General features: G+C 45.5%; 10 protein-coding genes and 2 tRNA genes. 6 read left to right on the top strand and 6 right to left on the bottom strand.

The genetic code is table 11. The features are described from left to right. Positions 1-116: 116 nt before the first annotated feature. Entirely contained in the window at positions 117-2,291 is a 2,175-nt protein-coding gene (katG, locus tag AR383_RS18940) for a catalase/peroxidase HPI (RefSeq protein ID WP_055734540.1), read from the bottom strand. A gap of 344 nt (positions 2,292-2,635) precedes the next feature. Here katG and AR383_RS18935 point away from each other — a divergent pair, with 344 nt between their 5' ends. From AR383_RS18935 to AR383_RS18915, 4 genes are all read left to right on the top strand, one after another. After that, positions 2,636-3,349, top strand: coding sequence for a sulfite exporter TauE/SafE family protein (locus tag AR383_RS18935; protein WP_083481691.1), 714 nt, complete (start codon positions 2,636-2,638; stop codon positions 3,347-3,349). Between the two features lie 50 nt (positions 3,350-3,399). After that, a complete protein-coding gene (locus tag AR383_RS18930) occupies positions 3,400-4,341 on the top strand; it encodes an AEC family transporter (protein WP_055734538.1) in 942 nt (313 codons plus the stop codon). A 431-nt stretch (positions 4,342-4,772) separates the two neighbouring features. Next, the gene (locus AR383_RS18925) at positions 4,773-5,267 is read left to right on the top strand and encodes an Ig-like domain-containing protein (protein WP_055734537.1); all 495 of its coding nucleotides are present in this window, start codon (positions 4,773-4,775) and stop codon (positions 5,265-5,267) included. Positions 5,268-5,310: 43 nt separating this feature from the next. Next, positions 5,311-6,488 (top strand): IS3 family transposase gene (locus tag AR383_RS18915; RefSeq protein ID WP_157051634.1). Its coding sequence is split into 2 segments (ribosomal slippage): positions 5,311-5,581 and positions 5,581-6,488, totalling 1,179 coding nucleotides; the frame shifts between segments, so codons are not numbered across the junction. Between the two features lie 833 nt (positions 6,489-7,321). Here AR383_RS18915 and AR383_RS18910 read toward each other — a convergent pair. From AR383_RS18910 to AR383_RS18895, 4 genes are all read right to left on the bottom strand, one after another. Next, positions 7,322-7,397, bottom strand: a tRNA-Trp gene (locus AR383_RS18910). Positions 7,398-7,557: 160 nt separating this feature from the next. After that, positions 7,558-8,001 (bottom strand): tellurite resistance TerB family protein, encoded by a 444-nt coding sequence (locus AR383_RS18905; protein ID WP_055734536.1) that lies wholly within the window; start codon positions 7,999-8,001, stop codon positions 7,558-7,560. Positions 8,002-8,126: 125 nt separating this feature from the next. Beyond that, positions 8,127-8,202 (bottom strand) — tRNA-Thr (locus AR383_RS18900). A 124-nt stretch (positions 8,203-8,326) separates the two neighbouring features. Beyond that, positions 8,327-9,142: a UDP-2,3-diacylglucosamine diphosphatase gene (locus AR383_RS18895; RefSeq protein ID WP_055734535.1), complete on the bottom strand. Its 816-nt coding sequence runs from the start codon at positions 9,140-9,142 to the stop codon at positions 8,327-8,329. A gap of 180 nt (positions 9,143-9,322) precedes the next feature. Between AR383_RS18895 and AR383_RS18890 the strand changes: the two genes are divergently transcribed. Further along, entirely contained in the window at positions 9,323-10,348 is a 1,026-nt protein-coding gene (locus tag AR383_RS18890; RefSeq protein ID WP_055734534.1) for a gluconeogenesis factor YvcK family protein, read from the top strand. On the opposite strand, the gene AR383_RS18885 is transcribed toward AR383_RS18890, so the two are convergent. Continuing rightward, positions 10,323-10,817, bottom strand: a complete 495-nt coding sequence (locus tag AR383_RS18885; RefSeq protein ID WP_157051795.1) for a hypothetical protein — start codon at positions 10,815-10,817, stop codon at positions 10,323-10,325. The genes AR383_RS18890 and AR383_RS18885 overlap by 26 nt on opposite strands. A 324-nt stretch (positions 10,818-11,141) precedes the next feature. On the opposite strand from AR383_RS18885, the gene AR383_RS18880 reads away from it, so the two are divergent. Then, a complete protein-coding gene (locus tag AR383_RS18880) occupies positions 11,142-11,858 on the top strand; it encodes a DUF3581 family protein (RefSeq protein ID WP_055735099.1) in 717 nt (238 codons plus the stop codon). The last annotated feature ends 7 nt before the right edge of the window (positions 11,859-11,865 follow it).

Genomic DNA, 11,865 nt, shown 5'->3' with positions numbered 1-11,865 from the left:
GCCAAGAACAACAAAACAAAGAAGCCCAGCGACAAGGAGCTGGGCTTAAAATTAACAAATAACCAAATATAACAATAACTTACAACCAAATCAGCAAAAAAGTAAGACGATAACTTTTACACTAGGTCGAACCGGTCAGCATTCATTACCTTGGTCCATGCGGCAACGAAATCTTTGATAAATTTTTCATGATTATCGTCTTGGGCATACACTTCGGCGTAAGCACGCAGGATGGAATTAGAACCAAATACCAAATCCACCCGGGTTGCGGTCCACTTAGTTTCACCGCTACTGCGCTGATTAATGTGGTAAAGATTACGCCCCTTCGGCTCCCAGGTGTAATTCATGTCGGTCAGATTAACGAAGAAGTCGTTGGTTAAGACCCCCACTCGGTCGGTGAATACCCCGTGGGCTGTGCCATCGTAGTTGGTGCCCAATACCCGCATGCCACCAATTAATACCGTCATTTCTACCGCGCTGAGTCCCATTAACTGAGCTCGGTCTAGCAATAGTTCTTCTGGCATCACTACATAATTGGCCTTTTGCCAGTTACGGAAGCCATCAGCCAAGGGCTCTAATACCGCAAAGGACTCTACATCGGTCATTGCTTCACTGGCATCACCACGTCCCGGCGAGAATGGCACCGGCACAGAGAATCCAGCAACGGCAATCGCCCGTTCTAGACCCACATTACCAGCTAATACAATGGCGTCGGCAAGGCTAATGTTAAACTGCTGAGCAATCGGTTTAAGCTCAGCTAATACCTTGGCTAGGCGCTCTGGCTCGTTACCTTGCCAAGCATTTTGTGGCGCCAGTTGTATGCGAGCACCGTTAGCGCCACCGCGTTTATCAGAGCCACGGAAGGTACGGGCACTGTCCCAAGCGGTACTGATTAACTCACTCACACTCAGCTCTGTGGCTTCAATTGCTGCCTTCACTGCGGCGACATCATAGTCACTGCGCCCTGCTGGGATAGGGTCTTGCCAAATCAACTCTTCGCTAGGCACATCGGGGCCCACATAACGCGCTTTAGGCCCTAAGTCACGGTGGGTTAACTTAAACCAAGCACGCGCAAACACTTCCGATAAATAGGCAGGGTCTTGATGGAAACGTTCCGAGATTTTGCGGTATTCAGGGTCCATTTTTAAGGCCATGTCGGCATCGGTCATAATCGGCATACAGCGGATTGATGGGTCTTCCACATCCACTGGCATGTCTTCTTCGGCAATATCCACCGGCTGCCATTGCCATGCTCCGGCAGGGCTTTTAGTTAATTCCCATTCATATTTGAACAGTAGATTAAAATAGCCATCGTCCCATTGAGTAGGGTTGGTGGTCCATGCGCCTTCAATGCCACTGGTCACGGTATCGCGGCCAATCCCGCGCGATTTATGGTTATTCCAGCCCAAACCTTGCTCTTCCAGTTCAGCAGCTTCAGGTTCTGGACCTAGCTCTGCGGCATCACCGTTACCATGGGTTTTACCCACCGTATGGCCGCCAGCGGTAAGCGCCACGGTTTCTTCGTCATTCATGGCCATGCGCTCGAAGGTGACGCGCATATCTTGAGCGGTTTTCAAAGGATCGGGATTGCCATCCACCCCTTCAGGGTTAACGTAAATCAGCCCCATCATTACCGCCGCTAATGGGTTTTCTAGATCCCGTTCACCTGAATATCGGCTGTTCTTGGCATCACTTGGAGCCAGCCATTCTTTTTCAGAGCCCCAATAGGTGTCTTTTTCTGGATGCCAGATATCTTCTCGGCCAAAAGCAAAACCAAAGGTTTTCAAACCCATCGATTCATAGGCCATGTTACCGGTCAAAATCATCAAATCGGCCCAGCTAATTTTGTTACCGTATTTACGTTTAATTGGCCATAACAAACGACGGGCTTTATCTAGGTTGGTATTATCTGGCCATGAATTGAGCGGGGCGAAACGTTGATTACCGGTGGCGCTGCCTCCTCGACCATCGCTAATTCGATAACTGCCTGCAGAGTGCCAAGCCATGCGGATCATCAAACCACCATAATGGCCCCAGTCTGCTGGCCACCATTCTTGGCTGTCGGTCATTAAGTCTTTTAAATCTTGCTTCAAGGCGGCGACATCGAGGTTTTTTAAGGCTTCTCGATAGTTAAAGTCATCTCCTAACGGATTGGTTTTGCGGTCGTGCTGATGCAAAATGTCGAGGTTGAGATTGTTCGGCCACCACGCCACATTAGAATTTGCCGAACCAGTTATTCCGCCATGCATAATCGGACACTGGCCTGTGCCTTGATTGTTTTCGTTGTCCATTATCAGTTCCTTGACTATCGTTATTATGAATTTCCAACGCCTTAGTAGATAAGCTAGCTAGAAATATAAAATCAAATATAAGTCAATGGGTTATTGTGAATTATTAGCTTCTAACCCAACTTAATCTCTCGTCTTCAGTCTAGTCGCTAAGGCACTATTGTTCATGGCATTTAAACAAATGGCTGTAGTAGCCTGTGCCTATTGATCGCCCATACCTCACCTTTGACGGTGCCCGTGACTCGGCAAATACTTAATGATGGCTGCCGCAAAACCATTGCTAGTTAATGCAACTACACCCTAGCGACTCAAACACAACAAGAGGGAACGCTTTGCCAACGGAATGGATGTTAGCTTTACTTGCCTGTGTCACATCGGCGATTGCTGCAGTAATAGGCTTTGGTGGCGGAATGCTGCTGATTGCTTTGCTTCCCATGTTTGTTGCGCCAAGTTTAATTATTCCCTTACACGGGCTTACCCAACTGGCCAGCAACAGCTCAAGAATGCTATTTAGTATTGCGCAGGTGCAGTGGTCGCTGCTGCCTAAATTTTTAGTGGGTTCTTTACTGGGCTGCTTGGTATTTGGCTATCTGTTGTCTAACCTAGCCAGTGAAAACCTACCTTTCGCCATTGGCTGTTATATCTTACTCAGTCTATGGAGCCCGCATTTCAACCAGTTCATGCAGCACTACCAAAGCTACTATTTAATAGGCTTTATGCAAACTGGCTTGGGCTTGATTGTGGGCGCTACCGGCCCCCTGTCGTTAGCACTGTTAAGCAAGCAACTACAAAGCCCTCAGCAAGTTATTGCCACCAGTGCCTTATTTATGAGCATTAGCCATCTGGCTAAATTGCCGGTTTATTTCAGCATCAGCAGTGAATTGGCGTCTCAATTACCACTGTTACTGATGATGCTGCTTGGCGCAATCAGTGGCTCTTGGCTGGGCAACAGAATCAGCTTAAGGTTTAATCCCGCTACTATCTCTATAATAATCAAGTTATTACTTAGTTTGTTAGCGCTACAAATGCTGCTAAGGGGAGTGCTAAAACACATCGCCTAAGCCGCACAGCTGAGGTAACATTTAATTTTATTAAGCTGCTAGGTTTGGCTATGTTGCATGCGTTTAGCTTCTCTGTTTCGGTTACCGCCCCCATCATATTAATGATGATATTGGGCTACATCTTTAAACGGCGCGATATGATTTCTGCCGAATTTATTCGCAGCGGTTCAAGCCTAGTATTTAACGTTACCCTGCCCTGCTTATTATTTTTAAACATTGCCACCGCCGATGTAGCCGCTTTAATTCAAGTAAAACTGTTAGCCACTGCGGGCCTAATTACCTTAGCGTCGGTGGGTTTGCTGTGGATTTATGCCCGTAATATGGCCGGCCCCCAGCGCGGCGTATTTGTTCAAGGCGCCTATCGAGGCAACATGGGCATTATTGGCCTGGCCACCATCGTGAATGCCTTTGGCCATGAGGCGCTAGCACCGGCAGGGGTATATTTAGCGATCATGGTGATCCTCTACAATGTGTTAGCGATTGCGGTATTAAGTGCTGCTCAGCCCAAAGCCGAGCAAAGCTTACTTAAAGGCATGGCCTATTCAATGTTTAGCAATCCGCTGTTTCTGGCCATTGTGTTTGGTTTATGCCTTGCCTTAATCGGCTTACGTTTGCCTGAATGGCTCACCACCAGCGGCCGGTACTTGGCCAATATGACCCTGCCGCTGGCTCTGCTGTGTATTGGTGGCTCGTTAAGTTTGGATCGCTTAAAAGGCAATCGTAGCCTGATTTTTCAAGCCTCTGCTGCCAAATTAGTTATTTTGCCTTTATTGTCGGTGCTGATAGGGGCACTGTTAGGTTTTCGCGGCTTAAATTTGGGGATCCTCTACTTGATGATGGCCACCCCTTCTGCCACTGCCAGCTTTGTCATGGCGAGGCAAATGAGGGGCGATGCCGATTTAGCCGCCGATATAATCGCCATTACCACCATTTTTTCGGCCTTAACCACCACCTTCGGTTTAGTCGGCTTAAAAGCCAGTGGCCTGATTTAAGCCACAACTTAGTAATAGAAAAGGCTTAAAAGCACTTAGGCCTTACATTAAGCGGTTGTAAGGCCTTGATTCGAGTATTGATTAAGCCCCGCCAGCCAAGCAATAAAACGGGTTATTCCCATGTTTCACTTTGTTGATTATGCAGTTTAGGTTTATTTAGCCTAGAGGTGAATAATGCTCGCCAAACCCAGTTAAGCGATCAGCGCTTAACTTAATAAGAACCAAGGCGGCTTGAAGATTAAGCTTATTGCAGTGCCGCGCTAAATTTGCGGTTTACCTAGCCTACACGCCGCGTTTATTGTTTTTTCTAACAAGAGTCCGCTCCCGCCCTACACTTTCCAAGCTAATCCCTTGACTTTAAACAAATAAAAACAACTAATAAGCACGTTGTTAATAATAAACAAAAGCACTGCATTACAAGGATGTAAGTAATGACTTTTAATAAATGGCTAATGCTCTGTTTGCTCATCATCTGCACCAGCGCATGCGCAGGAAACTTTACCACGGTAAAAGTGAAAGTGGTCGACCAAGATGGGCAGCCTGTGCATAACGCCAAAGTAGTAATGAACTTTATGTTAAGCCAAGGCAGTAATGATTTCGATGGTTTCACTGATAAGCAAGGCGAAGTCAGCGCACTACGATTTAGCCAGTTTGGTGTAATGATAGGAGTAGAAAAGGACGGTTACTACACATCGAGCATCAGAAGAACCAACTACGGCGACCAAAACCTCACCATGGAGTTGCGCCAAAAGAAACAGCCCACCGCCATGTATGCTAAACAACTGGTGCTGCCACTTCCTAAGAAAAAAGAGGTGATGGGTTTTGACTTTGAGCAAGGCGATTGGGTAACGCCCTATGGAAAAGGGATTACCGCCCATATTTTCTTTTACTTAGATTGTAGTGGCATAGTGAATTTGGCCACCTGATTAGAGGTGATAGACTCACCTCAGAGACAAAACAGGTGAACTAATGACAAAACCAAGAAGACCTAACTTTAGCCCCGAATTTCGCCTAGAAGCTGCCCAGCTTGTTGTAGACCAAAATTACAGCGTTCGTGAGGCCGCTGAAGCCATGGGCGTGGGTAACTCAACGATGGATAAATGGGTGCGACAACTTCGCTCAGAGCGCCGTGGTGAATCACCTAAGGCGACACCCATGACGGATGAGCAACGCCGTATTCGTGAGCTAGAAAAGCAGGTCAAACGCCTTGAAATGGAAAAAGACATTTTAAAAAAGGCTTCCGCTCTCTTGATGTCGGACGAGCTGAAAGGTTTGCGTTAATTCATCGGCTTCAAGAGAGCTTTCCCGCTAATCATTTATGTCAGCTATTCAGTGTTCATCGAAGTAGTTACAAATATTGGCGTGATGAAGCGGTCGGCGAAACACCGAATCGCATTGTGCTTAAAGAGAAAGTTCGAGAAGCATTTGAAGTGAGTGAAGGTTCTGCGGGAGCTCGCACTATTGCAGCAATGGTTACGCAAACAGGTACACCCTTAAGCCGTTATGTCGCTAGCAACTTGATGCGTGAACTTGCGTTGTTTAGCTGCCAACAACCAAAGCATCGCTATAAACGAGCGACACACGAGCATCCTGTTGCACCCAATGTTCTTGCTCGCCAGTTTACGGTGGATGCGCCTAACCAAGTTTGGTGTGGTGATATCACGTATGTCTGGACTGGGAATCGTTGGGCTTATTTAGCGGTTGTACTGGATTTATATGCAAGGAAACCTGTTGGTTGGGCAATGTCTTTGAGCCCTGACAGTAAACTTATTAGCAAGGCGCTGATGATGGCTTATGAACTGAGAGGTAAGCCTCAAGGACTAATGTTTCACTCAGACCAAGGCAGCCAATATACGAGTGTTAAATATCGACAGTTGCTATGGCGATATCAAATCAAACAGAGCATGAGTCGCCGTGGTAATTGTTGGGATAATGCGCCGATGGAGCGTTTCTTTAGAAGTTTGAAGACAGAATGGATGCCAGAGCTAGGCTACCGAACTTTTTTAGAAGCCAAGCACGCCATAACGGATTATATCGTAGGGTATTTCAGCCAAGTCAGGCCACATCAGCACAACAAGATGTTGCCACCGAATCAGGCTGAAGAGTTGTACTGGAAAAACTATAAAACCGTGGCCAGTTTTACTTGACCACTACAGGTTAATGTTGAAATAGACTTAATATGAATGACGCCAAAAGCTTAATCACAGTGCTAAAAACACTTACCACCCTTGCTGTTTAACCAAGAATGCGCACTGAAGAGCCCCGCCAACCTGTACAATTTATAAACAGACCGATATATGTTTATGACAAGAATCACACTTAATTAGTGATCCATGTCGCACTTAGTAAATAGTTGATTATTTGATAACTACCTGCTAAGTGCAGTTCGTCTGCCGATGAGTGCATATTAGATGACAAAACCCTTATTAGATAATCGCTTTTGATGGACTGAACCCTTCGATATATGACTAAAGAGGTATACGCCAATCGCTCTCTAAGCGCGCCAATACTGCGATGAGCCTAAAAAGTAAGCAAAATTGGGAGAGACAAGAATTAGAGGGCTTGATAAATAATTAGTGGCTAGTTAACACGGTTAAATAAAAAAAATATCAAAAATAAAAACACGATTAGGCAAGTTTGCTAAAAACAGGCGGAACCGCCGCAATCTGAATAGGAATATAAGGGGATATAAGAAAGTATAAGGAACGAGCAGGCACAACTTAGCCCAGCAACTCGGGGAAGCCAACGCTAGAATCTGCCAATAGCCTAAGCCAAGCATAGTCGAAGTGGCGCTAACAAAACCTTATGAATTACCAGCTGAAATACGCAAACCCAACAGAGGAAAAACAGTGCTCGTTGATAGATAAACTAGAGAAAAAGTAAAAGATTAGAGATTAGAGATTAGAGATTAGAGATTAGAGATTAGAGATTAGAGATTAGAGATTAGAGATTAGAGAAATCGAATAAATAGGAGAGAAAATGGCAGGGGCGGAGAGATTCGAACTCCCAACATTCGGATTTGGAATCCGACGTTCTGCCATTGGAACTACGCCCCTGCAACGGAAGCGAATTATACATAAGCTAGTTTAAAGGTAAAGGGTTTATCGCATGCTTTTGTTCAAGTGAATAAAGAACCAGCAATTTGTCTGTAAAACACCCTTAAACGATGAAAATTCAAACAAAAGTGCAACTTACCAGCTAGCTTGAAAAACCGACTTAGGCGTGCGGCTGAACCGACATTTTTGCCTTAATAAAATCGGCATGGCTTAAATAGATGAGATCGGCCACTTGGCGAATTAGGGCTTCTTCCTGCGGATCCAACACCCCATCGGCATACGCAACCCTCCACAAGGCTTCGGTAAACTGATAACGCTGTTGGTAATCGAGTTTTTTCACATGGCGGGTAAAATCAAATACTGAAACGGCTTGTTTTGCCTGAGTTTGCGCCTGCATAAACAAACGCTCGGCTTCTGCTTCGTCTAATACAAACAAACGCTTAATTTTGTTTAAAATAACGGCGCTTTCAGCATTGCTTTGCTGATTATCGCTTTGACTCAACTGCACCAATAAGGTGGCGGCAGCCAACTCAACATTTTGGCTGTGATGTTCGTTGGACTCGTCAAGGGTGGCTTGTAAAAACTGTTTTAGCGCTTTAAGCATGCGAGCTCCCATGAGCAATGAAAAGAACAGGCAGAATAAACCAGCCCTATACAAATGCCAAATCTTGAGATGCTGCTAAGCCAGAAATGAAAAAGCCCCGTCATTAGACGAGGCTTTAGAAAGAATGGTGCCGATTGCCGGAGTCGAACTGGCGACCTACTGATTACAAGTCAGTTGCTCTACCAACTGAGCTAAATCGGCACACCGTTACTTAAGCAAATCTGCCTGAGCAACGGAGCGCTATTAAACGGATTTTGCCTCGCCTTGTCAACGACCAAATTAAAAAAAGTTAGCCAAAACGTTCAACTGCTAGCAAAACGAACAATCAGGCGACTTTTTCAGCAAGTTGTTGGGGCTGATCCAACAAAGAAATAGCCGCTAACTCCACTGTGCTATTTAGGCGCTCGTCCCAACGGCGCAGCTGCAATTGCCCGTCCATGGTTTCGCATAACAGGGTGCAGTTTTCTATCCAGTCACCATCGTTGGCATAAATCAGCCCCTGCTCTTGGCGCAGTTCAGGATGATGAATATGACCGCAGATCACCACATCCACCGCTTGCTTTAAGCCTTCTTTCACTACCGCCTGTCGATAACGCGAGATGGCCTGCTTGGCTTTGGCGATTTTACCCTTAATGCAACCGGCTAATGACCAATAAGGGTAACCTAAAAGCCGCCGCGCTTTAGTTAAACTGCGATTGAGAAACAGTAATAAATCATAGAGATGATCACCCAACTTGGCGTAGAAGCGGCCAAAACACACTTCTTCATCAAATTGATCGCCATGCACCATTAACACTCTCTTTCCGGTAATGGTGGTGTAGTAATGCTGTTTGCTGACCTTGATGTCGGCCAACTCAAGGCCATCATAGGCCTTAAATAAATAGTCGTGATTGCCCGGTATGTACACGACTTCGCAATCGGATTTAGCCAAACGCATGATCTGTTGTAATACTTGATTGTGCGACTCAGGCCAATACATTTTACGCTGTAGCGCCCATACATCGATAATATCGCCCACCAAAAACAGCCGTTTTACTCGCGTTTGCTGTAATAGCTGTAGCAACATTTCAGCTTTGCAATCCTTGCAACCAAGGTGAATGTCTGAAAGCCACAAACTTTGATAAATGTGTTTTGTTGTCATCCCTTTTCGCCTAATCATCCTTGTTATGACTAATCTAGAAAGGACTCTTGACTATAAAGTGACCGTTTTATGGCAAGACTATGACAGAATTAACATTGCATGAACAATTGGCTTTATTTAATCTAAGCCACTCAACTAGGCTAGGCACTTAAGCCTGCCATCAACTAGCTCGGAGCGCCTGTGACAAAACCTTCACCCAGCCCCTTAGCCGTTGCCACCATTGGTGGTGGAAGTGGTCACTTCGTTTTACTGTCAGCACTGCGTGATGCAGAAAACCTAGCGATTAGTGCCATTGTATCGATGACCGACAGCGGCGGCAGTACTGGACGTTTACGGGATGAACTCGGCATATTGCCACCAGGGGACATACTCAAGTGTGTATTGGCGCTCTCGCCCTATCGTGAATTGGCGCGAAAACTGCTGCTCAAACGCTTTACCAAGGGCAAGCGCTTATCGGGGCACAGCGCCGGCAATATGCTACTGACCATGTTGTCTCAATACAGCGGTTCGTTCTCTGAAGGCATTCAAGGCTTGGCGCAAATGCTCGACGTTGAGGGAGAGATCCTGCCGGTCACCGTCGACAAATCCACCCTAGTGGCCGAGCTCACCAGCGGTGAGCGTATTTTTGGAGAAAGTGCCATCGACCTGCCGCGTGGTGACCAACGAGAAAAGATCCAAAATGTATTTTTGGTTCCCCACCACGCCGAGCAAGTACGGGTTTATCCGCCGGTGATTAAGCGGATTAACAAGGTTGATGCAATTGTGCTTGGCCCAGGCGACTTGTATACCAGCATCATTCCTAATCTGTTGGTTCCAGGGGTAAAACAGGCCATTCAAAACAGCAAAGCTAAGCTAATTTACGTCACCAACATCATGACCAAGTTTGGTGAAACCGACGGCTACGATGTAGAGCACTTTATTTCTGATTTAGAGTTTTACCTAGGCCGAGCCATCGATGTAGTGTTAGTGAACAATCACATACCTAGTCAGGAAATGATCGCCAGCTACAACATTGAACGAGCCCAAGTGGTAGAGGTGAGTAACTTAAGCCAACTAAAACAGCGTTACCACGTAATCTACGCCGATTTAATTGATGAAGACAGTGAAATTGTTCGTCACGATTCAGAAAAATTGGCAGGGGCACTATTCCCCTACCTCGCTACCCTGCAAGTTGATGAGACTAATAAGGTGGCTGATCAAGCTTGAGGCCACCAGCAAAGGCTGAATCAGGCACTCGTGAGATGAGTCTATCCAGCTGAGAAAAAACCGGTTTAAGGGCGGGATCGTACTTGTTTTGCCAACGCCATTGCCACTGTTCATCACCCACCTGCCACAGAATGCGTTTCTCTGAATGCTGAGGGTCAAGATAAGAAGAAGCAAACTGTTTGGGCACCTGTTGCAATAGCGCGTACAGGTCGTAACAGACTAACATCGATAAGTCCTGAACAGCTTCACTACTTGCACGTTGTTGCAACAAACTTTGCCGTAACGAGTAACTTAATCTTTCACAATCAATGGTTAAGGTAGTTTCTCTAGTGGGATCTTGAATCACAAAACGCAACTGGTAAGCCGGAGGCGATTTATCAAAAACAGCCAAACCTAGCATCGCCAAGACCAACATCATTATCACCAACATTACTGTAAAGCGCCCTAAATACTGCGATCCTTTCGCCATACTAAGCTACCTCTATTTAGCCAGCCTTCGCACTTATATTGATATATTTACCAAGCTAAGCTGAAGTCGTGTAGTTTAAAAATAGAGGAGAAAATCATCCTTGGGAAGCCCCCTATTGATAGATTGATCTTTATATGGAAATAGCGAATTGTGGATAAATTTGATTATTCGATAAAAATGAGCCGCTTAGTCAAAATGGCTTTTTTAGCCTCAGAATAATTAGCCTAGAAATAATAAAAAAAAACTTTTTATACTGATATGACCACCAAGTGCTTAAATTTTGCTAGAATCGCGCGTCGCCGTTTTTATCAAGTGAAACTAATAATGAATTTAAATCAATATTTTAGTCGTAGAGATCAACAGTTTGTATTCAGTAGAGAGCAAGCTTGTGACTTTGCCAAAGGAGTAGCAAACGACTTTAATGCCATTCACGATGCCGATTCATCACGCTTCTGCGTACCAGGAGATCTATTGTTTTCTGTCATGTTAAGTGAGCTAGGGATTAGCCAAAGCATGCAGTTTACCTTTGCCGGAATGGTCAGCGATGGTGTGGCACTGAATATCGAGCAGCAGCAAGAGAGCTGTCGCTTAATCGATGATAACGGCAAAGAATATTTGCAACTTAAACGCAGTGGCGAGTGCCTAAAAGACAGCGCCATTATCAACAACATCATTCAAGATTATGTGCGTTTTTCCGGACAAAACTTTCCGCACATTTTAGTGCCGATGTTGCAAGAACAAGGTTTAATGCTAAACCGTAAACGCCCCTTGGTGATCTATGAAAGCATGAGCTTGCAGTTTGACCGCCTACCTAGCAGCCCTCCTCACTTGGCCTACGTAGGAGGAGACTATATTCCCAATGGCAAACGAGGCGTAGCCTTGCTTAAATTCACCATTAGTGAAAATGAGCAAGTGATTGGTAGCGGCCAAAAACGCATGGTATTAGGCAGCTTATTACCCTATGAAAAAGCCGAAAGCGATATCCTTATCGACAACTACAATGCCTGCCGCGAAGCTTTTTTAAAGCGTCAGCAAAAATAAGCCCATC

The organism is Agarivorans gilvus (assembly GCF_001420915.1).
In the GTDB taxonomy this organism is placed as follows: domain Bacteria; phylum Pseudomonadota; class Gammaproteobacteria; order Enterobacterales; family Celerinatantimonadaceae; genus Agarivorans; species Agarivorans gilvus.
The sequence above is the reverse complement of the archived record's forward strand: the minus strand, read 5'-3'. Positions and strand labels throughout refer to the sequence as shown.

What these genes read in the sequence shown, in the direction of transcription:
- katG (WP_055734540.1), bottom strand. Translation starts at nt 2,291, where the DNA reads ATGGACAACGAAAACAATCAAGGCACAGGCCAGTGTCCGATTATGCAT.
- AR383_RS18935 (WP_083481691.1), top strand. Translation starts at nt 2,636, where the DNA reads ATGTTAGCTTTACTTGCCTGTGTCACATCGGCGATTGCTGCAGTAATA.
- AR383_RS18930 (WP_055734538.1), top strand. Translation starts at nt 3,400, where the DNA reads ATGTTGCATGCGTTTAGCTTCTCTGTTTCGGTTACCGCCCCCATCATA.
- AR383_RS18925 (WP_055734537.1), top strand. Translation starts at nt 4,773, where the DNA reads ATGACTTTTAATAAATGGCTAATGCTCTGTTTGCTCATCATCTGCACC.
- AR383_RS18905 (WP_055734536.1), bottom strand. Translation starts at nt 8,001, where the DNA reads ATGCTTAAAGCGCTAAAACAGTTTTTACAAGCCACCCTTGACGAGTCC.
- AR383_RS18895 (WP_055734535.1), bottom strand. Translation starts at nt 9,142, where the DNA reads ATGACAACAAAACACATTTATCAAAGTTTGTGGCTTTCAGACATTCAC.
- AR383_RS18885 (WP_157051795.1), bottom strand. Translation starts at nt 10,817, where the DNA reads ATGGCGAAAGGATCGCAGTATTTAGGGCGCTTTACAGTAATGTTGGTG.
- AR383_RS18880 (WP_055735099.1), top strand. Translation starts at nt 11,142, where the DNA reads ATGAATTTAAATCAATATTTTAGTCGTAGAGATCAACAGTTTGTATTC.